This is a genomic window from Citrobacter sp. CK188 (assembly GCF_030333525.1).
Classification (GTDB): domain Bacteria; phylum Pseudomonadota; class Gammaproteobacteria; order Enterobacterales; family Enterobacteriaceae; genus Citrobacter_B; species Citrobacter_B koseri.
The window spans coordinates 102,244-127,479 of sequence record NZ_JAOWFU010000001.1 but is presented as its reverse complement, the minus strand read 5'-3'; the positions used below and the strand labels follow the sequence as shown (position 1 = coordinate 127,479).

The 25,236-nt window shown below is 53.6% G+C and carries 21 protein-coding genes and 1 tRNA gene; 13 read left to right on the top strand and 9 right to left on the bottom strand.

From position 1 onward, the window contains the following. Positions 1–56: 56 nt before the first annotated feature. Positions 57–773: a ribonuclease PH gene (gene rph / locus OGV67_RS00590; protein WP_012135779.1), complete on the bottom strand. Its 717-nt coding sequence runs from the start codon at positions 771–773 to the stop codon at positions 57–59. 125 nt (positions 774–898) lie between these two features. On the opposite strand from rph, the gene OGV67_RS00585 reads away from it, so the two are divergent. Together OGV67_RS00585 and OGV67_RS00580 are read left to right on the top strand one after the other, a co-directional pair. After that, complete coding sequence (locus OGV67_RS00585) at positions 899–1,762, top strand: YicC/YloC family endoribonuclease (protein WP_012135780.1); 864 nt, start codon at positions 899–901, stop codon at positions 1,760–1,762. Positions 1,763–2,019: 257 nt separating this feature from the next. Further along, the gene (locus OGV67_RS00580; RefSeq protein ID WP_012135781.1) at positions 2,020–2,637 is read left to right on the top strand and encodes a trimeric intracellular cation channel family protein; all 618 of its coding nucleotides are present in this window, start codon (positions 2,020–2,022) and stop codon (positions 2,635–2,637) included. Here OGV67_RS00580 and ligB read toward each other — a convergent pair. Then, positions 2,634–4,316, bottom strand: a complete 1,683-nt coding sequence (gene ligB / locus OGV67_RS00575) for an NAD-dependent DNA ligase LigB (RefSeq protein WP_115614300.1) — start codon at positions 4,314–4,316, stop codon at positions 2,634–2,636. The two genes, OGV67_RS00580 and ligB, sit on opposite strands and share 4 nt — an antisense overlap. A 256-nt stretch (positions 4,317–4,572) precedes the next feature. Between ligB and gmk the strand changes: the two genes are divergently transcribed. The 8 genes from gmk (at position 4,573) to OGV67_RS00535 (ending at position 14,106) form a co-directional block, all read left to right on the top strand. Continuing rightward, entirely contained in the window at positions 4,573–5,196 is a 624-nt protein-coding gene (gmk, locus tag OGV67_RS00570; protein ID WP_012135783.1) for a guanylate kinase, read from the top strand. A 54-nt stretch (positions 5,197–5,250) separates the two neighbouring features. Further along, positions 5,251–5,526, top strand: coding sequence for a DNA-directed RNA polymerase subunit omega (rpoZ, locus tag OGV67_RS00565; protein ID WP_000135058.1), 276 nt, complete (start codon positions 5,251–5,253; stop codon positions 5,524–5,526). An 18-nt stretch (positions 5,527–5,544) separates the two neighbouring features. Then, positions 5,545–7,656: a bifunctional GTP diphosphokinase/guanosine-3',5'-bis pyrophosphate 3'-pyrophosphohydrolase gene (gene spoT, locus OGV67_RS00560; protein ID WP_012135784.1), complete on the top strand. Its 2,112-nt coding sequence runs from the start codon at positions 5,545–5,547 to the stop codon at positions 7,654–7,656. 4 nt (positions 7,657–7,660) lie between these two features. Continuing rightward, on the top strand, positions 7,661–8,350 hold the full coding sequence (gene trmH, locus OGV67_RS00555; protein ID WP_049011031.1) for a tRNA (guanosine(18)-2'-O)-methyltransferase TrmH: 690 nt from the start codon (positions 7,661–7,663) through the stop codon (positions 8,348–8,350). Between the two features lie 4 nt (positions 8,351–8,354). Further along, complete coding sequence (recG, locus tag OGV67_RS00550) at positions 8,355–10,436, top strand: ATP-dependent DNA helicase RecG (RefSeq protein ID WP_200003553.1); 2,082 nt, start codon at positions 8,355–8,357, stop codon at positions 10,434–10,436. A gap of 103 nt (positions 10,437–10,539) precedes the next feature. After that, positions 10,540–11,931 carry a xanthine/proton symporter XanP gene (gene xanP, locus OGV67_RS00545; protein ID WP_024131065.1) on the top strand — a complete coding sequence of 464 codons (1,392 nt, stop codon included), beginning with the start codon at positions 10,540–10,542 and terminating at the stop codon, positions 11,929–11,931. Between the two features lie 121 nt (positions 11,932–12,052). Beyond that, positions 12,053–13,762, top strand: a complete 1,710-nt coding sequence (locus OGV67_RS00540; protein ID WP_049008087.1) for an AsmA family protein — start codon at positions 12,053–12,055, stop codon at positions 13,760–13,762. Positions 13,763–14,011: 249 nt separating this feature from the next. Beyond that, positions 14,012–14,106: transfer RNA gene (locus OGV67_RS00535), tRNA-Sec, on the top strand. 284 nt (positions 14,107–14,390) lie between these two features. Here the strand turns inward: OGV67_RS00535 and OGV67_RS00530 are convergent. Then, the gene (locus OGV67_RS00530; protein ID WP_115614299.1) at positions 14,391–15,299 is read right to left on the bottom strand and encodes a LysR family transcriptional regulator; all 909 of its coding nucleotides are present in this window, start codon (positions 15,297–15,299) and stop codon (positions 14,391–14,393) included. 111 nt (positions 15,300–15,410) lie between these two features. Here OGV67_RS00530 and OGV67_RS00525 point away from each other — a divergent pair, with 111 nt between their 5' ends. The 3 genes from OGV67_RS00525 to OGV67_RS00515 all read left to right on the top strand — a co-directional run bounded on the left by OGV67_RS00525 (position 15,411) and on the right by OGV67_RS00515 (position 18,630). Beyond that, positions 15,411–16,418, top strand: a complete 1,008-nt coding sequence (locus OGV67_RS00525; protein ID WP_286464840.1) for a zinc-binding alcohol dehydrogenase family protein — start codon at positions 15,411–15,413, stop codon at positions 16,416–16,418. Between the two features lie 127 nt (positions 16,419–16,545). Continuing rightward, positions 16,546–17,634: an AAA family ATPase gene (locus tag OGV67_RS00520; RefSeq protein WP_012135794.1), complete on the top strand. Its 1,089-nt coding sequence runs from the start codon at positions 16,546–16,548 to the stop codon at positions 17,632–17,634. Positions 17,635–17,727: 93 nt separating this feature from the next. Further along, positions 17,728–18,630, top strand: coding sequence for a carboxylate/amino acid/amine transporter (locus tag OGV67_RS00515; RefSeq protein WP_024131066.1), 903 nt, complete (start codon positions 17,728–17,730; stop codon positions 18,628–18,630). A gap of 44 nt (positions 18,631–18,674) precedes the next feature. Here the strand turns inward: OGV67_RS00515 and OGV67_RS00510 are convergent, their stop codons facing one another. The 6 genes from OGV67_RS00510 to OGV67_RS00485 form a co-directional block, all read right to left on the bottom strand. Further along, entirely contained in the window at positions 18,675–19,313 is a 639-nt protein-coding gene (locus tag OGV67_RS00510) for a helix-turn-helix domain-containing protein (protein WP_114848124.1), read from the bottom strand. A 16-nt stretch (positions 19,314–19,329) separates the two neighbouring features. Continuing rightward, positions 19,330–20,061: a fimbrial biogenesis chaperone gene (locus tag OGV67_RS00505; RefSeq protein ID WP_114848125.1), complete on the bottom strand. Its 732-nt coding sequence runs from the start codon at positions 20,059–20,061 to the stop codon at positions 19,330–19,332. Positions 20,062–20,071: 10 nt separating this feature from the next. After that, on the bottom strand, positions 20,072–21,157 hold the full coding sequence (locus OGV67_RS00500; protein ID WP_286464839.1) for a fimbrial protein: 1,086 nt from the start codon (positions 21,155–21,157) through the stop codon (positions 20,072–20,074). Positions 21,158–21,171: 14 nt separating this feature from the next. Beyond that, positions 21,172–23,592, bottom strand: a complete 2,421-nt coding sequence (locus OGV67_RS00495) for a fimbria/pilus outer membrane usher protein (RefSeq protein WP_286464837.1) — start codon at positions 23,590–23,592, stop codon at positions 21,172–21,174. Positions 23,593–23,686: 94 nt separating this feature from the next. Beyond that, on the bottom strand, positions 23,687–24,433 hold the full coding sequence (locus OGV67_RS00490; RefSeq protein WP_049008079.1) for a fimbria/pilus periplasmic chaperone: 747 nt from the start codon (positions 24,431–24,433) through the stop codon (positions 23,687–23,689). 52 nt (positions 24,434–24,485) lie between these two features. After that, positions 24,486–25,043, bottom strand: a complete 558-nt coding sequence (locus tag OGV67_RS00485) for a fimbrial protein (protein ID WP_012135801.1) — start codon at positions 25,041–25,043, stop codon at positions 24,486–24,488. Positions 25,044–25,236 lie beyond the last annotated feature (193 nt).

The window sequence follows — 25,236 nt, the reverse complement described above, 5'->3', positions numbered from 1 at the left end:
TCCTCATTTCACTTTATTACAGACAAAAAAAAGGCGACTCGCTGGTCGCCTTAAAATCAATTTTCTAACGCCGCTTTCTGCGTCGCTACAATGGATTCGATTCCCCCTCGGGCTAATGCCAACAAGGTAAGGAGTTCTTCGTGACTGAACGGCTCGCCTTCTGCCGTTCCCTGCACTTCAATAATTCGACCGTCTTCGGTCATTACCACGTTCATATCGGTTTCAGCCGCGGAGTCTTCAACGTACTCCAGATCGCAGAGCGCTTCACCATTCACGATGCCGACGGAAACCGCAGCCACCATCCCTTTCATCGGGTTGGTTTTCAGCTTACCGTTCGCAACCAGCTTGTTCAGCGCATCGGCCAGCGCAACACAAGCCCCGGAGATAGATGCAGTACGCGTACCGCCGTCCGCCTGGATCACATCGCAATCCAGAGTGATAGTAAACTCGCCAAGCGTTTTAAGATCGACAGCAGCGCGCAGCGCGCGGGCGATCAGACGCTGGATTTCCATCGTGCGGCCGCCCTGCTTGCCTTTCGCCGCTTCACGCGCGTTACGGGTATGCGTAGCGCGTGGCAACATGCCATATTCTGCGGTGATCCACCCCTGGCCCTGCCCTTTCAAAAAGCGCGGTACGCCTTCTTCGATGGATGCCGTGCACAGCACTTTGGTATCTCCAAATTCGACCAGCACCGAGCCTTCAGCGTGTTTTGTATAGTTACGGGTCAGGGTTACGGGACGCACCTGATTAGCGCTACGGCCTGCTGGACGCATATTGAGATCTCCGGCTTGAAACGAATGTGGCTGCGCATTATACGGACTTCCGGCGGTTATTCCTATCCTGACAAGGCATGGATGGCTATAATCCTTCCATCTCTCCTTTAAAAACAGGAACGTCTATGATCCGCAGTATGACCGCCTACGCCCGGCGTGAAATCAAGGGTGAATGGGGTAGCGCTACCTGGGAAATGCGCTCGGTAAACCAGCGTTATCTGGAAACGTATTTTCGTCTGCCGGAACAGTTCCGTAGCCTTGAACCTGTTGTACGCGAACGCATTCGTACACGCCTGACGCGCGGAAAAATCGAATGTACTTTACGCTTTGAACCCGATGCCAGCGCGCAAGGCGAACTCATTCTGAATGAGAAGCTGGCAAAGCAGCTCGTTGCCTCTGCGAACTGGGTCAAAATGCAGAGCGATGAAGGGGAAATCAACCCGGTAGATATCCTGCGTTGGCCGGGCGTCATGGCCGCCCAGGAACAGGATCTGGACGCGATTGCCGCAGAGATCCTCGCCGCGCTGGACGGGACGCTGGATGACTTCATTGTCGCCCGGGAAACCGAAGGTCAGGCTTTGAAAGCACTGATTGAGCAGCGTCTGGAAGGCGTCAGCGCTGAGGTAGTGAAAGTCCGCGCCCATATGCCGGAAATCCTGCAATGGCAGCGCGAACGTCTGGTAGCAAAACTGGAAGACGCACAGGTACAACTGGAAAATAACCGCCTGGAGCAAGAGCTGGTGCTGATGGCACAGCGCATTGACGTGGCAGAAGAGCTGGATCGTCTGGACGCGCACGTCAAAGAAACCTACAACATCCTGAAGAAAAAAGAGGCGGTTGGCCGTCGTCTGGACTTTATGATGCAGGAGTTCAACCGCGAGTCGAACACGCTGGCCTCCAAATCCATCAATGCTGATGTCACCAATTCTGCAATTGAGCTGAAAGTATTGATCGAGCAAATGCGCGAACAGATCCAGAACATCGAGTAAACCTCATTCCCACGTAGCCCGTCGCGATGCGATGGTGCTACGTGCTTCCTTTACACTCCGTACTGCCCTCGCCACTTTCGGATTATTTTTTCTTATCCATTTTCTAATCCATTAAAAATGAATAACGCATAAATAGCGGATGAATCGCAATAACCACATAAAATATAGTTATCAAAATTGCTTCACCTTAGAAAATCTCAATCGTGATATTACGCACAAATCGTTAGTCTCTGCCCTCAGTAAACCAGGGGGAAGACATGCTGTTACACGTTCTCTACTTAATTGGCATTACTGCCGAAGCCATGACCGGGGCGCTCGCTGCGGGTCGACGCCGCATGGATACATTTGGCGTAATTATCATTGCCACCGCGACAGCAATTGGCGGCGGTTCCGTTCGCGATATTCTGCTCGGTCACTATCCGCTCGGTTGGGTACAGCACCCTGAGTACGTGATTATTGTCGCTTCTGCTGCGGTTCTGACGACGATCGTCGCCCCTGTAATGCCTTACCTACGCAAACTGTTCCTTGTACTTGATGCGCTGGGCTTAGTGGTCTTTTCTATTATCGGCGCTCAGGTTGCGCTGGATATGGGGCATAGCCCGGTCATCGCTATTGTGGCGGCTGTCATTACCGGCGTATTTGGCGGCGTATTGCGTGACATGTTCTGCAAACGTATTCCGCTGGTCTTCCAGAAAGAGCTGTATGCTGGTGTTTCCTTTGCGTCTGCCGTGTTGTACATCGCGCTACAACACTACGTATCCAACCAAGACGTCGTGGTTATCTCCACGCTGGTTTTTGGCTTTACCGCTCGCTTGCTGGCGCTGCGTCTCAAACTTGGCCTGCCGGTGTTTTACTATCGCCACGAAGGTCACTAAGGGCTAAAGCCGTTAATATGCCGGGCAGCCAGCCAGTTGCCCAGCGCCCGTATTTCCGGGTTATCCCGCCACTGGATGACCCGCCTGGCGCGCCCCTCCCCTGTCGTCGGAAGCTGTTGCCAGTATCCTGCCGTGCGTGCCAGTAGCTGCCCCCATGAACGATCGCCGCTGGCCTTAAGCGCCGCCTGCGTTAACGGTATGCCCATCGCCATCACCCAGCGGATAAATGGCCGATGCCGCACCAGGTTAAACTGATGCCACAACTGCTTGCTTTTTTCTTTACTAAACCCAGGTGTCGCCTGTAGTTGTTCCTGCGTTAACGCGAGCCAGGAGAAAATATGCTCGAAACGATGCGCCTGGTGAAGCACACGCCATCCTGCCTCCCCCATCCCGTCAACCTCCAGCGCCTCCTTCGACCCCAGCCAGACCAGCCTGGCGATGAACTGCTCCTGGCATACCTCAGTCGCATAAAAACAGGTTAATGCGTTATAGCGATTCCCCGGCGGTGCGGGCTTATCCCGTTGAGTGCTACGCCAGACAACCTTATCAATACGCGGAATCCCCTGTCCGGCAAGGCTGACAAGAATGTGGTCACCTGGCGCAATGTCCCACTCCTCCCAACGCCTGACAGACCCTACATTTACGCGCTTCACCCGTTTATCATCCAGCATTACTGGCGCAAGCGACGCCACAACCGAGATTTTCCCGCTCTTGCCGACAGCAAACTGAACCCCGGTGACTTCAGCCACTTTTGCGACCGGAGGATACTTCCAGGCAACCAGCCAGTCGCCCTGCCCGGGCATCCAGTGTCTGGCCTCAGGTTCTTTACCCGTTCTTACCACGACCCCATCGGTAACGAACGGTAATCCCGTTGTCCACCATGCTGTACGCACGCGTTCAACATCATCAGCGCTTTTCACCGGTTGAGAATATTGTTGTGCAAAGCCAAATCCTGCCCCGGACAGTTGACGCAAGCGCTCAGGCATCGTTGCCGGGCCATCAGGCCATGCCCAGATGAAAACAGACAGCGACTGGAGCGACGAGGTGTTATTCTGGCGCATCATCATTCCGGCGACCTTCGAGCGGGCATTCATTCCTCCCATCTGCCGCTGAATATGGTTGTCGCGCAGCAAAAAAATCTCACCCTGCAACGTGCTATTGGCAAGCGCGCCTTTTGTGCTTTGCGGTACTGCGGGTATTAAACGCACCTTCTGCGTCCAGTCCTCGCCTTTAAGCCCGCTTCCCCGGCTAATCGCGCTGACCAGGCGCCCATCCCGGTATACGAGAGTAACCGCCACTCCATCCACTTTCGGTTGCACCCACAAATCGCTGCGCTTACGCATCCACTGCTGCACCGCCTGTTTGTCCGCAAGCTTTCGCACACCCGTATGCGGAACAGGATGGGGCAATGAGCCGCTCACTGGCGGCGCCAGTTCTGCCCCGGTATCACCGCCAAAGCAGCGTTGCCACTGCACCAATTGCGCGCTGAGCTGATCGTAAACACTATCGTCTACCGCACTAACCCCCTGCTGCCAGTAACTGTCGTTCCACTGGGCGAGCTGCTGCTGTAGCCGGGCGATTTCGTCATTCGCTCTGGCTGGCGACCAGTCAGGGCAAGCCGCCCATACCGGGAAATGCCACAGCAACAGACTCAGCACGATACTTTTCCCTCTTCTCATCAGTACCTCCGCTGTAGATTGCGGGCCAGGTATAACGCGGGGCGTCATCAAAACCGAGAGGCAAAAAGCGATCGTGCGAACACGCTTCCAGACATTTTCATTGATTGCAGTAACTACACGGTAAATCAGGAAACAGGTACGCAAAACGCAATAAACTGACGCAAAAAGTGTGACAAAGGCTACGTCACATAGCGGCGACGTGTATAATAAGCTCGTATGTAGGCTCTCTTTCGATAATCACATACATAAGATACTCATGGCTCAAGGCACGCTTTATATTGTTTCTGCCCCCAGTGGCGCGGGTAAATCCAGCCTGATTCAGGCGTTGTTAAAAACCCAACCGTTGTATGACACCCAGGTTTCTGTTTCACACACCACGCGCGCACCGCGTCCGGGTGAAGTGCATGGCGAGCATTATTTCTTTGTCGATCATCATGAGTTCAAAACCATGATTGGCAGAGATGCGTTTCTGGAGCACGCTGAAGTGTTTGGTAACTATTACGGCACATCGCGTGAAACCATTGAGCAAGTGCTGGCAACGGGTGTGGATGTTTTTCTGGATATCGACTGGCAGGGCGCACAGCAAATTCGTGAGAAGATGCCGCAAGCGCGCAGTATCTTTATTTTACCGCCGTCCAAAATTGAGCTGGACCGCCGCCTTCGCGGGCGCGGTCAGGATAGCGAAGAAGTAATCGCAAAACGTATGGCGCAAGCTGTTGCAGAAATGAGCCATTACGCCGAATATGATTACCTTATTGTGAATGATGATTTCGACACCGCCCTGGGCGATCTGAAAACCATTATTCGCGCCGAACGTCTGCGCATGAGCCGCCAAAAGCAGCGTCATGACGCTTTAATCAGCAAACTGTTGGCAGACTGAACCCACTTTCAGTATTATGCCCAGTCATTTCTTCACCTGTGGAGCATTTTAAATATGGCACGCGTAACTGTTCAGGACGCTGTAGAGAAAATTGGTAACCGTTTTGACCTGGTACTGGTCGCCGCGCGTCGCGCTCGTCAGATGCAGGTAGGCGGCAAGGATCCGCTTGTACCGGAAGAAAACGATAAAACTACCGTAATCGCGCTGCGCGAAATCGAAGAAGGTCTGATCAACAACCAGATCCTCGACGTCCGTGAGCGCCAGGAACAGCAAGAGCAGGAAGCCGCTGAATTACAAGCCGTTACCGCTATTGCTGAAGGCCGTCGTTAATCACAAAGCGGGTCGCCCTTGTATCTGTTTGAAAGCCTGAATCAACTGATTCAAAACTACCTGCCTGAAGACCAGATAAAACGTCTTCAGCAGGCGTATCTCGTTGCACGTGACGCTCACGAGGGTCAGACACGTTCAAGCGGTGAACCCTATATCACGCACCCGGTTGCGGTAGCCTGTATTCTGGCCGAGATGAAACTCGACTATGAAACGCTGATGGCTGCGCTGCTGCATGACGTGATTGAAGATACTCCTGCGACCTACCAGGACATGGAACAGCTTTTTGGTAAAAGCGTTGCAGAGCTGGTAGAAGGGGTATCCAAGCTTGATAAGCTTAAGTTCCGCGATAAGAAAGAAGCGCAGGCTGAAAACTTTCGCAAGATGATTATGGCGATGGTGCAGGATATCCGCGTCATTCTCATCAAACTTGCCGACCGCACTCACAACATGCGCACGCTGGGCTCATTACGCCCGGATAAACGTCGCCGCATCGCCCGTGAAACCCTTGAGATCTACAGTCCGCTGGCGCACCGTTTAGGTATTCATCACATTAAAACCGAGCTGGAAGAGCTGGGTTTTGAAGCGCTGTACCCAAACCGCTATCGCGTGATTAAAGAAGTGGTAAAAGCCGCTCGCGGCAACCGCAAAGAGATGATTCAAAAAATCCTCTCTGAGATCGAAGGACGTTTGCAGGAAGCAGGCATTCCGTGTCGCGTGAGCGGGCGTGAAAAGCATTTGTACTCTATCTACTGCAAAATGGTGCTCAAAGAGCAGCGTTTTCACTCCATCATGGACATCTACGCCTTTCGCGTGATCGTACATGATGCCGATACCTGCTATCGCGTACTCGGCCAGATGCACAGCCTGTATAAGCCGCGTCCGGGGCGCGTAAAAGACTATATCGCCATTCCAAAAGCGAACGGCTATCAGTCTTTACACACTTCGATGATCGGCCCGCACGGCGTTCCGGTTGAGGTACAGATCCGTACCGAAGACATGGACCAGATGGCGGAAATGGGGGTTGCGGCGCACTGGGCTTATAAAGAGCACGGTGAAACCAGCACCACCGCGCAAATCCGCGCTCAGCGCTGGATGCAAAGCCTGCTGGAGCTGCAACAGAGCGCCGGTAGCTCGTTTGAATTTATCGAGAGCGTTAAATCCGATCTCTTCCCGGATGAGATTTACGTTTTCACACCGGAAGGGCGCATTGTTGAGCTGCCTGCCGGTGCCACGCCGGTCGACTTCGCCTATGCCGTACATACCGATATCGGTCATGCCTGCGTAGGCGCGCGCGTCGACAGGCAGCCATACCCACTGTCACAGCCGCTTACCAGCGGTCAGACCGTCGAAATTATTACCGCCCCTGGCGCACGCCCGAATGCGGCATGGCTTAACTTTGTCGTCAGCTCAAAAGCTCGCGCCAAAATTCGCCAGTTGCTGAAGAACCTCAAGCGTGATGATTCCGTCAGCCTGGGGCGCCGTTTGCTCAACCATGCCCTCGGCGGCAGCCGTAAACTGGCTGAAATCCCGCAAGAGAACATCCAGCGCGAACTGGAGCGTATGAAGCTCGCAACGCTGGACGATCTGCTGGCGGAAATTGGTCTGGGCAATGCGATGAGCGTGGTGGTGGCGAAAAATCTTCAGCAAGGCGAAGCCGCCGCACCTGCCACAACGCAGTCCAATCATGGGCATTTGCCGATTAAAGGCGCGGATGGCGTGCTGATCACCTTTGCGAAGTGCTGCCGCCCGATTCCAGGCGACCCGATCATTGCGCACGTCAGCCCAGGTAAAGGGTTAGTGATCCACCATGAATCCTGCCGCAACATCCGTGGTTACCAGAAAGAGCCAGAGAAGTTTATGGCTGTGGAATGGGACAAAGAGACGGAGCAGGAGTTCATCACTGAAATTAAGGTGGATATGTTTAATCACCAGGGGGCGCTGGCCAACCTGACGGCGGCAATCAACACGACGACCTCCAATATTCAGAGTCTGAATACGGAAGAAAAGGATGGTCGCGTCTATAGCGCCTTTATTCGCCTCACCGCGCGTGACCGTGTTCATCTGGCGAATATCATGCGCAAAATCCGCGTGATGCCGGACGTGATAAAAGTCACCCGTAACCGAAACTAGTTTTATGAACTTACAGCGTTATGCGCGTATCTGCGAGATGCTCGCCAGGCGTCAGCCTGATCTGACGGTCTGCATGGAGCAGGTCCACAAACCTCATAATGTCTCGGCGATCATTCGCACCGCCGACGCAGTAGGCGTACACGAAGTTCACGCCGTCTGGCCGGGCAGCCGTATGCGCACCATGGCGTCGGCGGCAGCGGGCAGCAATAGCTGGGTACAGGTGAAAACCCACCGTACCATCGGCGATGCGGTCAGCCATTTGAAGGGCCGGGGCATGCAGGTTCTGGCGACTCATCTCTCTGATAAAGCCGTTGATTTCCGCGAAATCGATTACACGCGCCCAACCTGCATCCTGATGGGGCAGGAGAAAACCGGCATCACCCAGGAAGCCTTAGACCTGGCGGATCAGGACATCATCATCCCGATGATCGGCATGGTGCAGTCACTTAACGTTTCCGTCGCTTCCGCTCTGATTCTCTACGAAGCACAGCGCCAGCGGCAGAACGCCGGCATGTACCTGCGTGAAAACAGCATGCTGCCGGAAGACGAACAGCAGCGCCTGCTGTTTGAGGGCGGCTATCCGGTGCTGGCGAAAGTCGCCAAGCGCAAGGGCCTGCCCTACCCTCACGTAAACATGCAGGGTGAGATCGAGGCCGACGCCGCCTGGTGGTCCACGATGCAGGCAGCAGGGTAATCACATGAAAGGCCGTTTGCTGGATGCCATCCCGCTCAATTCCCTGACCGGCGTTGGCGCGGCACAAAGCAGCAAACTGGCAAAAATTGGCCTGCACACCGTGCAGGACCTCCTGTTGCACCTTCCCCTGCGTTATGAAGATCGCACCCATCTTTACCCGATTGGCGAACTGCTGCCGGGCATTTACGCCACTGTTGAAGGCGAAGTGCTGAACTGCAATATCACCTTCGGCGGTCGCAGGATGATGACCTGCCAGATTAGCGATGGCTCCGGCATTCTCACCATGCGCTTTTTCAACTTCAGCGCGGCAATGAAAAACAGCCTGGCGACCGGACGGCGCGTACTGGCCTATGGTGAAGCCAAACGCGGGAAGTACGGCGCGGAGATGATTCACCCAGAATACCGCGTGCAGGGCGATCTCAGCACGCCGGCGCTTCAGGAAACGCTCACGCCCGTTTATCCGACCACCGAAGGCATTAAGCAAGCCACGCTGCGTAAGCTCACCGACCAGGCGCTGGACCTGCTTGATACCTGCGCCATTGCCGAGCTTCTGCCGCCTGAACTTGCGCAAGGAATGACGAGCCTGCCGGAAGCCTTGCGCACGCTGCATCGCCCACCACCGTCGTTACAGCTTAGCGATCTGGAAACCGGGCAGCATCCGGCGCAGCGACGCCTGATTCTGGAAGAGCTACTGGCGCATAACCTGAGCATGCTGGCGCTGCGTGCCGGCGCGCAGCGTTTTCACGCCCAGCCGCTTAGCACGAACGATTCACTGAAGAATCAGCTGCTGGCCGCATTGCCGTTCAAACCAACGGGTGCGCAGGCGCGCGTGGTGGCGGAGATAGAACGCGACATGGCGCTCGATGTGCCAATGATGCGTCTGGTGCAGGGCGACGTCGGTTCCGGTAAAACGCTGGTCGCCGCACTGGCTGCGCTACGCGCCATTGCGCACGGCAAACAGGTGGCGTTGATGGCGCCGACAGAACTGCTGGCCGAGCAGCATGCCAGTAACTTCCGCAACTGGTTTGCACCGCTTGGTATTGAAGTGGGCTGGCTGGCAGGTAAACAGAAGGGAAAAGCGCGCCTGGCGCAGCAGGAAGCCATCGCCAGCGGGCAGGTACAGATGGTGGTCGGCACCCACGCGATTTTCCAGGAGCAGGTACAATTTAACGGGCTGGCGCTGGTGATTATCGATGAACAGCACCGCTTCGGCGTCCATCAACGTCTGGCGCTGTGGGAAAAAGGTCAGCAGCAGGGGTTCCACCCGCATCAGTTAATCATGACCGCAACGCCGATCCCCCGCACCCTGGCAATGACCGCCTATGCCGATCTCGATACCTCCGTGATTGATGAGCTACCGCCGGGTCGCACACCTGTCACTACCGTTGCCATCCCGGACACCCGTCGTAGCGATATTATCGATCGCGTCCGCAATGCCTGTACCCAGGAAGGCCGCCAGGTATACTGGGTCTGTACGTTGATTGAAGAGTCAGATTTGTTAGAAGCCCAGGCTGCGGAAGCGACATGGGAAGAGCTCAGGCTCGCCTTACCGGAGTTGAAGATTGGTCTGGTTCATGGGCGGATGAAACCCGCAGAGAAGCAGGCGGTGATGGCGGCCTTTAAGCAAGGTGAGCTGCACCTGCTGGTCGCGACAACGGTGATTGAAGTCGGGGTGGATGTCCCCAACGCCAGCCTGATGATTATCGAAAACCCGGAACGGTTAGGTCTGGCGCAATTACACCAGTTGCGTGGACGCGTGGGCCGTGGCGCGGTGGCCTCCCATTGCGTACTACTCTACAAATCACCGCTCTCGAAAACCGCACAGAAGCGCCTTCAGGTCTTACGGGACAGCAACGACGGCTTTGTGATTGCGCAAAAGGATTTAGAGATTCGCGGCCCCGGTGAACTGCTGGGCACGCGTCAGACGGGTAACGCCGAGTTCAAAGTGGCGGATTTGCTGCGCGATCAGGCCATTATCCCGGATGTTCAACGCATCGCCCGTCACATTCACGAACATTATCCGCAACAGGCAACCGCCCTGATTGAACGCTGGATGCCCGAAACCGAGCGTTATTCCAACGCCTGATAACCCCTGCCCGAGACCGTTTGTAAAATTTATAAATGCAATCGTTTGCTTTTACCATCTGGTCAGATAAAATCACCGTTTTTCCACCATGGGATTGCCTCTGATGTCTGTTAACACCGTCGAGTCGGCAAATGCGCAACCGGTTGCGCAGACGCAAAACAGCGAACTGATTTACCGCCTTGAAGATCGCCCGCCGCTCCCTCAAACCCTGTTTGCCGCCTGTCAGCACCTGCTGGCAATGTTCGTCGCGGTCATCACGCCAGCGCTGTTAATCTGCCAGGCGCTCGGTTTACCGGCACAAGATACTCAACACATTATCAGTATGTCGCTGTTCGCCTCCGGTGTGGCCTCAATTATTCAAATCAAAGCATGGGGGCCGGTCGGTTCAGGGTTGTTATCTATTCAGGGCACCAGTTTTAACTTCGTCGCCCCGCTGATTATGGGCGGCACCGCGCTGAAAACCGGCGGAGCGGACGTCCCCACCATGATGGCAGCGCTATTCGGCACGCTGATGCTGGCAAGCTGCACCGAGATGGTTCTCTCCCGCATACTGCATCTGGCGCGCCGCATTATCACACCGCTGGTCTCCGGCGTGGTGGTGATGATTATCGGTCTGTCGCTGATCCAGGTGGGTTTAACATCCATTGGCGGCGGCTATGCCGCAATGAGCGACAACACCTTTGGCGCGCCCAAAAACCTGATGCTGGCAGGCGTTGTACTGGCGCTGATCATCCTGCTTAACCGCCAGCGCAACCCCTACCTGCGCGTGGCCTCGCTGGTGATCGCGATGGCGGCAGGCTATCTGCTGGCCTGGTTTATGGGAATGCTGCCGGAAAACACCACACCGGCAACACAAGACTTAATCATGGTGCCCACGCCGCTGTACTACGGTCTGGGCATTGACTGGAACCTGCTGCTGCCGCTGATGCTGGTCTTTATGATCACCTCGCTGGAGACCATCGGCGATATCACCGCCACCTCCGATGTCTCCGAGCAGCCGGTCTCCGGGCCGCTGTATATGAAGCGTCTGAAAGGCGGCGTGCTGGCTAACGGCCTGAACTCTTTTGTTTCTGCCGTGTTCAATACCTTCCCCAACTCCTGTTTCGGGCAGAATAACGGCGTGATTCAGTTGACCGGCGTGGCCAGCCGCTATGTCGGCTTTGTGGTAGCGTTGATGCTGATCCTGCTCGGCCTGTTCCCGGCGGTAAGCGGCTTTGTGCAGCACATTCCTGAACCAGTGCTCGGCGGCGCCACGCTGGTGATGTTCGGCACCATCGCCGCTTCCGGCGTGCGTATCGTCTCCCGTGAACCGCTGAACCGCCGCGCTATCCTGATTATCGCGCTGTCGCTGGCTGTCGGCCTGGGCGTTTCTCAGCAGCCGCTGATCCTGCAATTTGCGCCAGACTGGGTGAAAAACCTGCTCTCCTCCGGCATTGCCGCTGGGGGCATCACCGCTATCGTTCTGAACCTGATTTTCCCGCCAGAGAAGCCGTAAGCGAAATGCGGCGATGATCGACAATCATCGCCGCTGTAACGCTCTTTCACCATTCCCGCCTTGAGGATTGCGCGTAAATCGTGCATAACTCAGATGTGTGCACTTCGCGGGATGGAAGACCATGAAATTTATTGGAAAGCTGATTCTCTACATATTGATTGCCCTTTTGGTGGTGATCCTCGGCCTCTATTTTCTGCTGCAAACCCGCTGGGGCGCGGAGCATGTAAGCGCCTGGATATCAGAGAACAGCGGGTACAGCCTGACATTTGATGTCATGGATCACCGCTTCTCCGCACCGTCCCACGTTTTGCTTGAGAACGTTACGTTTGGCCGGGATGGCCAGCCCGCCACGTTAGTCGCGAAAACGGTGGATATCGGCCTGAGCAGTCGCCAGATAACCGATCCCCTGCACGTCGACGCCATCCTGTTGCAGGACGGCACGCTCAATATCTCCCCGCAGACCGCACCGCTTCCTGTTCAGGCTGACCGCCTGCAATTACAGAACATGGCGCTTAACAGCCCGGGCGGTGAGTGGAACCTGAGCGCTCAGCGCGTTAACGGCGGCGTGGTTCCCTGGCGTCCCGAAGCGGGCAAGGTATTGGGGAATAAGGCACAGATCCAGCTCAGCGCTGGTTCACTCACGCTGAATGATGTTCCCGCGACCAACGTGCTGGTTGAAGGCAGCATTGATAAGGAACAGATAATCTTAAGCAACATTGGCGCAGACATTGCGCGCGGTGCCTTAACCGGCGTGGCGCGACGCAACGCGGACGGCAGTTGGGTGGTGGAAAATCTGCGTCTGAACGACATCCGGCTACAAAGCGATAAATCGCTGACCGACTTTTTTGCCCCGCTCACCGCTATCCCGTCTCTGCAAATTGGCCGTCTTGAAGTGACCGATGCCCGCCTGCAAGGCCCGGACTGGGCAGTAACCGACCTCGATCTCAGTTTGCGCAACCTGACGTTCAGCAAAGATGACTGGCAGACGCAAGAGGGCAAACTGTCGATGAATGCCAGCGAGTTCATCTACGGTTCTCTGCATTTCTTCGATCCCATTCTGAATGCCGAATTCTCACCGCAGGGCATTGCGCTACGCCAGTTCACGACCCGCTGGGAAGGCGGTATGGTCAGAACATCCGGCAACTGGCTGCGTAATGGCAAAGCGCTAATCCTCGACGATGCCGCCATTGCCGGGCTGGAATACACGCTGCCGGAAAACTGGAAGCAACAGTGGATGAAACCTCTGCCAGGCTGGTTAAACAGCCTGACGCTGAAAAAATTCAGCGCCAGTCGCAACCTGGTGATTGATATCGACCCGGCTTTCCCGTGGCAGCTCACCGCGCTGGATGGTTATGGCGCGAATCTGGGACTGGTGCAGAACCATCAATGGGGTATATGGAGCGGGAACGCAACGCTTAACGCGGCAGCCGCGACGTTTAACCGAGTGGACGTGCGTCGCCCCTCCCTGGCGCTGGCGGCAAACAGCAGCACAGTTAACATCAACGAGCTGAGCGCATTTACGGAGAAAGGGCTGTTAGAAGCCACGGCCAGCGTTTCACAACTCCCCCAGCGCCAGACAAAAGTCAGCCTGAACGGACGCGGCGTGCCAATGAACGTATTGCAGCAATGGGGATGGCCTGCGCTGCCCATTTCCGGCGACGGCAACATCCAGCTTACCGCCAGCGGTAATATCCAGGCGGACGCCCCACTGAAGCCAACGGTAAACGGTCAGTTGCACGCGGTAAACGCCGATAAACAGCAGGTGACGCAAATAATGCGGGCAGGCGTTGTGTCAGGAGCGGAAGTCACGCAACCACAGCCTGCGCAATAGTGTGTTTTGCCCGGTGGCGCTACGCGTACCGGGCCTGTGACAGGTTTTCTCACGAAACGTCGCATGGACGTTATGTGTACTCATAATTCCCAAAAGATATGAAAACAGGTAACTCATGGATTTTGTGAAGATTTATATGAAACCGATCATGGTAAGGCGAAAGGCTGATGAAAAAAGTGAGTGGGGGGATGTGGAAACCTTGAGAAAGTAGCTATAATGCGCCCCGCCTCCATGTAGCAATGTGGGCGCGGAAGATCGTCGTCTCCGGTGAGGCGGCTGGACTTCAAATCCAGTTGGGGCCGCCAGCGGTCCCGGGCAGGTTCGACTCCTGTGATCTTCCGCCAAAGTTCCTCACTCTTCCCCTGGGTCTTAAGCCAATTCCCCAAACTCATTCCTTCATTGCGACCTGATCTTTAAACGCCCTCACCCATTATTAAGAAATCGATTATGGCTGTATCGTCCTGACGGCCTGGAGCGAACGGGAGAAAACATTACCTGGTGAACTAAAAGAAGCACAACCGCAGTTAAAAAGGATTAAGGGCGCGCTGATTCCCCTCGTCATATTGTGCGCCGGATGGCGCTTACGCTTATCCGGCCTACAAAATACAAACGGCAACGCATATCGCCTTCACATCGGGGGGAGTTCCAGCCTTTCGCAGCGCGCTTTTACCGCTTCGTGCAGCAGGCGGACTGCCGTCGAAAGCTGTTTGCGGTGCGGGCAGATCATGCTCAGCGGGACTTTCTCTCCCTGATAATCTGGCATCAGGCGCTGCAATCGCCCGTCACGCACATCTTCAGAGACATCAAGCCAGGATTTATACGCCATCCCCTCTCCGGCGATAGCCAGCCGCCGGATAACTTCAGCATCATCGCTCATCATGGTGCCGTTGACCTGTACGCTGCTGACGTCACCGTTGCGGATGAACGTCCAGCGGTCATGCAGGCGTCCGCGCAAGACGAACGTTAACGCATTCAGATTCGCTAAATCATCGGGATGACGTGGATCGCCGTGTTGCGCGACCCAGTCCGGCGAAGCCACCAGCACACGCCGGTTATCGGGGGAGACGGGCAGCGCGATGTAAGAAGCATCTTCCGTATTGCCGTAACGGAACGCGACATCAACCGGATCTTTAAATACATCGGCGACCTGATCGGAGAAAAACACCCGCAGGCGCAACGCAGGGTGGCGATGGCGAAACGACTGGAATACCGGGAGCAGTAAATTGCGCCCAAGATCGGAGGGCACGGCGATTTGCAGCGTACCGGAGATCTCATCTTCCGGCGTCTGAATTTTTTGCAGCCCGGCGTGCATCACCTCAAGCATCTGCCTGGCGTAAGGCAACCAGACCTCGCCTTCCGGCGTCAGCCGTAAGCTGCGGGTCGAGCGTGCGAACAGGCGAATGTTTAACGTAGACTCCAGCCGTTTGATGGCGGAACTGACCTGGGCAGGCTGTACCCCGGCTTCCCGCGCCGCATCGCTAAAACTGTTTAGCGCCGCCGCGCGAACAAACAACGTGAGATCTTCAAGCCGGAACATTTTCACTCCCCGAATATAAGTCCTGTCATCGTGAGGCTATTTTTCCCGTTCTGCTGGCGGTTTACCATCGAATTATACAAACGATAAACCTGTTCCCACACCGGAGACGTTATGAAAGCCATCGCAATTACCCGCGCCGCGCCAGAAGGCAGCAATATTGAGTTTTTACAGGACATTGACCTCCCTGTTCCGGTCGCCGCCGGACATGACCTGCTGGTTGAGGTGAAAGCCATCTCCGTTAACCCGGTCGATACCAAAGTACGCGCGGGTTTTAACGCAGGGACCCCGCGCGTGCTGGGCTGGGATGCCACAGGCGTAGTGAAATCAGTCGGCGAGGCGGTGACATTGTTCGCACCGGGGGATGAAGTCTGGTATGCCGGCGCGTTGGGCCGTCCGGGAAGCAACAGCGAGTTCCAGCTTGTTGATGAGCGCATCGTCGCGTTGAAACCCAAAACGCTGGATAATGCCGCCGCAGCAGCGCTGCCGCTAACCTCGATCACCGCATGGGAAATGTTGTTTGACCGCCTCGGCATTGAAGAAGGCGGCAACGAAGGGGATACGTTGCTGATTGTCGGCGCCGCAGGCGGCGTGGGCTCCATCCTGACGCAGCTGGCCCGCAAACTCACCCGACTGACGGTAATCGGCACCGCGTCGCGCCCGGAAAGCCAGAAATGGGTACGCGAAGCCGGTGCGCATCATGTCATCGACCATAGCAAACCGCTAACGGAAGAGCTGGCGCGGATCGGCATCAACACGGTGACGCACGTCGCCAGCCTGACCCACACTGATAAGCATTACCCGCAGCTCATCGAAGCCCTGGCGCCGCAGGGTAAGCTGGCGCTGATAGACGATCCGGCAACGCTCGATGCACGACCGCTGAAAACAAAGAGTATTTCGCTGCACTGGGAGTTTATGTTTACCCGCTCAATGTTTGAAACCGACGATATGCTCGCCCAGCATCAGCTACTGACCCGCGTGGCGCAGCTTATTGATGCTAAGGTGATTCACACCACGCTGGGCGAACATTACGGAGCCATCAACGCGGCGAATATTCAGAAAGCGCACGCACAGCTTGAAACGGGCCGCTCCGTCGGCAAGATTGTGCTGGAAGGCTTCTGATAAGCCCCCCAGGGACGAGAAAGTCGCCCCTGCTTTTTTATACGCCTCGTAAAACTATATGAACGGGTTGTCTCTTCCGGGACGAAATCGCTATGCTTGCCGCATCGCCCCTCTACCGCTAACGCCCATGATCAAAACGCTGCACATCGAAAACTACCGCTCGATTCGCCATCAGTCTCTGGAACTGGAACAGCTCAATATCGTCTTCGGCCCTAACGGCACCGGAAAGTCGAATATCTATAAGGCGATTCACCTGATGCACAGTGCGGCACAGGGGCAGTTCTCACAGGCGCTGGCGAACGAAGGCGGCATTCTGAAGGTATTCTGGGCCGGGAAAACGCGCAGCGACCAGTTGCGGCGCATGACTCTGGCGGTAGAAACAGAAACCTATGAATACGAGTTACAGGTAGGGTTTGTCGAGAAGCTCCCCTACCCGTCGCAGTTCGATCTCGACCCGGTCATCAAAGAGGAGTCTGTCTGGTTGAGCGGACACGCTCGCCGCCCCTCCTCACAGTTGATGAAACGTAAAAACCAGGTCGTATTCCTCAATAATATCCATCACGAGAAAGTCACCCACAGCGGCACGCTGTATGAGAACGAGTCGGTATTCGGCCAGTTGGGAGAGCCACACCTCTACCCGGAGGTGTCGCAGATGCGAGAAATGCTGCGCAACTGGCGCTTTTATCATGAGTTTTCAGTCTCGTCTGGTTCTGCGATTCGTGTTCCGCAGGTGGGATTCCGCTCACCGGTTCTGGCCAGCGACGGAGCAAACCTGGCGGCAGCGTTCCAGACAATCGTCGAGATTGGCGATGAACTGCTGCTGATGCGGATTCTCGATCGGGCATTTCCCGGTTGCGTGTTCTACAGCGATAACAGCGGCGGCCGCTTTCGCCTGATGATGAAACGCGAAGGGTTGACCCGTCCGCTGGAACCTGCGGAGTTCTCGGATGGCACGCTACGTTTCCTGTGCCTGGCCGTAGCGCTGTTAAGCCCGCGACCGCCAGCTTTTATCGCGCTCAACGAACCGGAAAACAGCCTGCATCCGCAGATGTTGCCCGCCCTCGCCCAACTGATCGCCGAAGCCAGCCGCCATTCGCAAATCTGGCTCACCAGTCATTCGCCTGAACTGGCCAATCTGATCGAGAAACATGCCGCGTTTTCGCTGTATCAACTGGCGATGGAGGACGGTGAAACACAGCTTACCCGACTGTCGTAAAAGTGGGCGATGCTAACGCCCGTCTCGTTTGTGCCGCCATCTCTGCTATGATGCCTGCACATAAAAAAGACAAAACACCATGTTGAGGAAAAAATGGGGTCCACCAGAAGAGGGATGCTGAACGTCCTGATTGCCGCCGTATTATGGGGAAGTTCAGGGGTTTGCGCGCAGTACATTATGGAACAAAGCCAGATGTCGTCGCAGTTTCTGACCATGACGCGTCTGATATTCGCCGGGTTAATTCTGCTGATGCTCTCGTTTGTTCACGGCGACAAAGTATTTTCCATTTTCAAAAACCGCCAGGACGCCCTAAGCCTGCTGTTCTTTTCCATCATGGGGGCGCTTACCGTACAGCTCACCTTCCTGCTCACCATTGAGAAATCCAATGCCGCCACCGCAACGGTGCTGCAATTTTTATCGCCGACGATTATCGTGGCGTGGTTCTCGCTGGTACGGAAAGCGCGCCCCGGCATTCTGGTGCTGACGGCCATTCTCACCTCTCTTATTGGCACCTTTTTGCTGGTAACACACGGTAATCCGACATCGCTGTCTATCTCGCCTGCCGCGCTATTCTGGGGGATTGCCTCCGCGTTTGCCGCAGCGTTTTATACGACCTGGCCCTCTACGCTGATCGCGCGTTACGGCACGCTTCCTGTCGTTGGCTGGAGCATGTTGATCGGCGGCGTGATATTGCTGCCCTTCTATGCCGGGCAGGGAACGGATTTTGTGGTCAGCGGCAGCCTGATTCTGGCGTTTTTCTATCTGGTGGTCATCGGCACATCGCTGACTTTCAGCCTGTATCTGAAAGGGGCGCAAATGATTGGCGGGCCGAAAGCGAGCATTCTGAGCTGCGCGGAACCGCTAAGCAGCGCGTTGTTATCGCTGCTGTTGCTGGGCATCAGCTTCACCCTGCCGGACTGGCTTGGTACATTGCTGATCCTCTCGTCGGTGGTGCTGATTTCAATGGATTCCCGCCGTCGCGCCCGGGCGGCATAAGGCAAAAGAGTGGACTCCAATAATCTGGTCCACTCTTTTATCGCTTATAATGTCGCGTTAATGTTTATTAGCCTTTTGTATAATCTGCAATTTTTCTGGTCGATAAGCTTACGCGTCAGCGCCCAGCGCTCCCGATAAACCAGTTTATCGCTCACATTTAATTCCAGTGCGATTTCTTTAACCGACATGCCTTGTAAGAGATGAAACACAATTTGCTGCTCACGCAGCGTGAACAAGAAACTACTTGAACGGCATTTTCTATTGCCATTAATTACCGCATTACAATGCACCATGAAAGCATCCATGCGCTCCCTGACCACCGTAAGGCCATGCAGTCCGGCGACCGAAAGAAAAGAGGTATGGTCAGGGTTATACATATCGACAAAAAAGAGTATATGATTAAAACGCATTCGCTTTATCTCTTCCCCTTTTGCCGAGAGGGTAATATCGTGTTCGAGCGTGCGACTGCGTTGTTTATACGTCGCATCAAACCGCAATGAAAACGGAATAAAATTACTGTACTTATCGATCAGGTGAAAGGGTATATCTTCATTAAGCCCCATTTTCAATCCTGATTCATGCAGGGCATCTTCAAAAAGTGTATGAATGGCAATACCATCATAAATATTTTTTGTCAGGTAAATAAATTTAAAACGTAAGGATGAAGGGTTAAAATTAAGCATAACGTTATCCTTCGCATTAGTAGTTATAGGTATTGACCACGCCATAATCATCAATCCATGAGAGTGTTTTGACTGTGCCCTCCCCTTTTGTGTTTTTGGGTAAAACAACCGTTTTAGTTGACAATGGTGCCCAAAGACCATCATCAGGTAATTGCTTTATTTCTGTACCGTCATTCAACGTAAGATCCATTAATGTTACGTACAAAGGTGAGTTATTATTTACTAACAGGCAGCGTTTTCCTCCACAATCAGATAAAGAGATGTGTAATTCTTTTATACTTTCCTCAAGGGTGATTGCTGCCAGTGCAGTGGGCCGCCAGAATAACTTCACCCGAGTACGAAAAGCGACCTGTAGCGCGCTCTTCTCCGCTTTACTATCAGCCACAGGAGGGACTTCCAGCGTGTTCAGCCAGAATAAAGATTCTCTGTCAGCAGGTAATGTATGCTGGTCGCCAGTAAACTGTATCCGCACCGCCCGGGATGTTTTTCCTTCAAGCCGAAAAATCGGAGGTAAAATGATAAACGGTGTTTTAATCTCCTCGGGACGATCAAAAATATTGTCTTTTTCAGTCCACAACTGCAATAAAACGGGTTTCAGCCCTTCATTGTAAATAGTAAATGATGTTTCGCGCGCCTTTTCATTAATTATCACTCGCGTGTAATTAATATACGTTGCCGACATAGCCGATGACGGCAATAAAAGTAAAATCAGGAAGTGGTTCAGAACATATTTTAGCCGTTTCGCCATGCCCCCTCCTCTATTTATAGACAAGGGTGAATGTCACTGCACCTCTGACATCGCCAGAAGAGACATTTGCCGCAGTCTGATATAAACCGGCACGCAGTGGCACGGTATAATTCGCATTGTCCTGAGCCGGATCATAATCCGTCAGGAGATATGCCGTATTAAACGACAGAGGGATATTCTGATCGTCCAACAACTGGATACCCACGCCGCTCGCCGTTGAGGTGCTCGCCAGCGCAAAAACACCGTTGGCGTTATCAATAATGGCCGTGGTCGGCGTAAACAAATAGCTGATGCTCGATAACCCTGCCGGGCATTTTGTAAAGTTCAGATTAAAATCAGTACGCGCAGCGGTATAACCTATGCCACTAAAATCAGTTCGGCTAACAGCCGGTAAATTAACCGTGACATCCGACGTCGTACAGGTTCCCCCGGTGGTGGATATGATCAGCCCTCCCGCCAGAAAATCAGCGATCATATAGGTGCCGCTGCCAACAGACGTACTGCCCCCGTATGTCTGGTAGTGTCGCATATACATCGGGTCAAAGACGGAAGTGCTGCCTGCGGTTAACGATGTCGAGGTTTTTACAAAACGGATTTGGACATCCACGCCGAGATTCCATGAACTTCCATCGCCTGTCACCGTAAATAACTGCGAAGGCGTCTGCTGCCCTCCGCTCGCAATAGTAAGAGGATACCAGTCGCTGGTTTGCCCTTTTACCGTATAGCGCCAGCGAGCGATATACCCCAGCCCGGTTTTTACCGTCGTGTTATAGACAGTATACGTTTGCCCATCGACCTGGGTAGTTCCCCAAACGGTGTAGGGGGGATACCCCTGTACCGCCATCGGGATGGCGTAGCTTTGATAATTGGTACGATGAGAGCAGGTCCATGCCGTCGGGTTGTAAGAGGTCGCCCAGGTCCCCAGCAAATCACCGACGGCAGCATCTTTACCCACCTGTACGGTCGTAGAGTCAAAGTACTGGTAGTAGCCATTGGTACGCTCACAGTTCACCCACGTCCCGTCCGCTCGCGCCACGCCGCACATCGCCGCCAGTGCCAGAAAAGAGAGGGCAACGCCCGTTACGATAGTTTTCATCTTTCACTCCTTAATTACTGGCATACCGCATCAGCCCGACGTAAGTCGGCGACATCTGCGCTTTTCTGCTCTGATAAGCGGTAACTGAACTGGCACTCCTGACCCGATCCACTTCCCCATTTCACGCGCAATTTGCCCGCCAGATTCTTAACGCGCGCAAAACTTTGCCCGCCCTGGGCGATGTAACCGACAGTATTGCCGCGCTCATCGACCACATCGGCGCCAAAAGGCAGCACATCACCGGCATGGCGGAGAGTGAAAAGCACGGAATACCCTGTATCCGTGGCGTATTTCATCAACACCACGGCGCCTGCGGTAGGGACGCTGTTCTGGCTGGTGACGTCCAGGGAGATATCATTCGATAACCCCCGGGGATCGAGCTCAATCGTGTTCTGGCGATAGGGTGAGAGGTAAGGCACTGCGGCATTACCATTGCGGTTAAGGCTAAGGCTGCTGTTGTTTGCCACCTTTGCGCCGCCCGCATGTTCCGCTTCAATGACCGCCATGGTGTCCCCCATGATCGGCGTCAGCACAACGCCATTTTGCCAGGCGACAACACCGCCAGAGAGGTTCATGCCGTATTGCTGGTAGCCCTGGCCTGCTGAGAAACTGCCGCCCATGCTGGTCCACGGCGAAGTCCAGTTACCACTGACGCCGCCCGTGGTTTTATTGCTGCTATGGTCGTAGTCATCCTGATTGACGAACGCGCCCCAGTTATACTGACGGTTCTCCCCGGAGGTGCCGGCGATTGAGTTTTGCAGCCCCCGATGCCCGCTTTCCTGAACATAGGTGGTACTGAGATAAGCCGAGCGCGCGCTGTTCCCTAACGGCAGGGAAATCCCTATCGCGATTTTGTTATCCCATTTGTCTTTCACTAAATCGCGGGTACGGCTGGCGTTGAGGTTAAAATTGAACCACTTGAACGCATTGGTGTAACCCAACTGATACTCGGTATCACGCCCGCTTTTGTTCCAGTAATCCTGAGTGCTGGCACTGAGATTAATGCTCCCAAGCGTCTCGGAAATAGTTTGCGTTGCGCTGAGTTGCAGACGATTCTTGCGGTTAATGCTGCTGGAATAAGCCCCTTTATTTGTCCGCTCTAAATCACGCATCAACATCGCATCGTCAATATCGTAATAACCGGAGCTGGAATAGCGATAGCTCGCCAGGGTGATATTGGTATCAACGACGGGCAGAATCCTGGCAAATGAAAAGCGGATGCTCTGGCCTTCACGCTTACTGTTATCCACAAGCGTCGTTCGCGCATGTGTTATGTCAGCAGAAAGCGCGCCAATGAGCGTATTGAGCGCGACGCCACCTGCGACCGATTGATAATCCTCCCCGCCCATCGCACCGGTGTAAGTGGTCAGTAAGTTAGTAAAACCATGACGGAATGTCCCCATCGCAATCTGTGGTTTCTCATTCACGGAGGTATTCCGATAGCGCCCCGCCATCAGCGAATAGCGACTGGTTCCCGGGCGGAGCAGTTCAGCGATGGAAGCATAGGTCACGGTAAAACTGTGCTCACTCCCATCTGCCTCTTTAATCGTTACCAGCAGATCGCCGCCGGTGCCATTGGGGTACAGGTCATCAATACGGAACGCGCCAGGCGGAACCGTCGTTTGATAGATACGCGCGCCGCGCTGACTCACGCTGACGAGTGCGTTGGTGTTTGCAACTCCGGTAATAACTGGCGCATAGCCTCGCTGGGAATCCTCATACATACGATCGTCAGAAGTCAGCATTACGCCCCGAAAACCAACGCTGTCGAAGACCTGGCCATCCGTGGTGGAATCACCCATCACCAGTTTGCTGCGCAGCGGAATAATGCCGCGCTCAAGATAAGTGCTGGTTGAGTCATAATGCCAACCCTGATCGTTGTTCCAGTTGAAAACACCGCGATAGCGTAAGCGCCAGGCATCCCAATTGAGCCCTCCCATCAGGCTCAGATACTGAGATGACATAGAGTCCGTTCCAGACATCTCTGCATGCCATGCGTTGTAATCATATTGCAACGTCGCAGCAGGAATACCGTTATCCCATAATTCAGGATTAACATAGCCGCGAACCTGGCGAAGCAGCCATATCTGAGGCGCCTGCACATTGATGCGCTGTGTCGTCACATCGTAATAAGCTGTTAAATCAGAAGATATATCACCAATACGCACACAACTTTCATTATTCTTTAACGACTGGCGCAGCATTGGATCAATTTTATCAATATCGATTCCCAGCGTTGATATCAGCTTCAGCGTAAAACACGGTTTGGCTACCACGGCATTGCTTTTATCATTTTCGAACTTAACTTCACCACGCCCTCGCCATTTGTCGTTCACATACAGATCGACATTATATTGTCCCTGCGGAACCGGGTTTCCCTGAGAATAGTTGCTAACATCAATCGCTGAGCGTAAAAAATCACTATTAAATTGCACTTCATCATTTTCAGCGAAGGCAACCTGAACAGAAATAAAAGATAAAACAACGAATTGAGCAATGCGGGTTAATCTCAGAGGACAAGAAATAACGTTATGGGCTACTTTGTAATTTTTGCTCATTTGTTGTTTCTCCACCATAATCATTTATTACACTGTAAAAAACTGAAGCACCGCTCAATTGCGTCGATTTTTTATTAGCGAGCGGAAATACTATTTCGCTTTTTGGCTTCACCATACGCTGGGGGAAGTTTTCTACAGCAGCTAATACAGCTGACCCTGTTGTTCGACGAATCTCAACCTTGCTGAAAGTGATGTAATAGGGAGAGTCGTTTACTACTTTTATGTTGTTCCCTTGTTGGTATATTTTTAATTCTTTATAAGACTGTAATGGTGTTGGTTGCAGATTATCCGGGCGATAGAATAATTTTATTCGGGTACGAAATGCCAATTGCATATGCGTTTTGCCCGACGTTGAATCCTGTGCTTTTGGCGGAATTTCCAGCATGTTGAACCAAAACAAGGACTCCCTGTCCTGCGGCAATGACGGGTTCGTCGCCATGATTCGCACAGCTTGCCCTTTCGCCGGATCAATACGAACAACGGGAGGAGCAATGAGGAACGGAACCGTGATCTCCCCAGGCTTTGCATTTGGGTTACCATCATCCATCCATATTTGTAAAAGATAAGGATTATTCCCCCGGTTTTTTAACTGTACCGTTGATTCCTTGTCTTTTGCATTAAATACAATGCGTGTTCCGTTAATCACAACGTCAGCCATAGCATTCAGTGAGAACGCCGAAAATAACAATACCAGCCCGGAAGATAATATCTTTAACATCTCATCACCTCATAATCAGGAGTAAAGGACGCCGCCTTTACTCCTGTCTTTATTACTCGTAAACCATGGTGTAATCGACCTGAGTCGTTACAGAACCCGCAGTAGATGCGCCAGTAGCATAATATTGCGCAAAGTAATTCAGCGTACCGTTTCCAGAAGAGATATCGACAGGGATATCATTCTGGCCATTCGCTACTGAAGCCCCTGCAACAATGGCGTCACGATCGGCGTTTAATAATTGAACCTGCACGTTAGTCGCTGCATCTGCCGCTGCTGAATCAATGTTCAGACGACCGGTTGTGCTATCAACATAAGCGCCAGGTTCGAAGTAGGTGCTGGCGGTATTTAAAGATGTTCCTGAGCAGTTACTCAGCGAGATAGTGAACGGCGTAGCACCTGCCGTTGCGCCTGCTGCGCCGAGCGTAGTAGACGAAACGGTTGGCAGCGTTACCGTTGCATCATTACTGCCACCGTCGACAGAAATAGTACAAGTTGTATCAGTAATTTGTCCGTTAATTGTAATAGTTCCATCCACCGCAAATGCTGAAGCAGTAAATGCTGAAGTGATAACCATTGCTAACGCGGATAACGCATAATTATATTTACGCATAATAAATTCCCCTGGTGTTGTTGATATAAATGAACGACGTATTGAATGTGTTATTAAGGCAAAACAAACCTCACCCCATTATCAAAAATGAGTACTGAATAACACCTTCCGGTTCCATTGACATAATATACGCAAAACTTTCATCCGCAATATTAGGATTTTTCAACCAAAAGAAATCAAATCCAAATGCTTA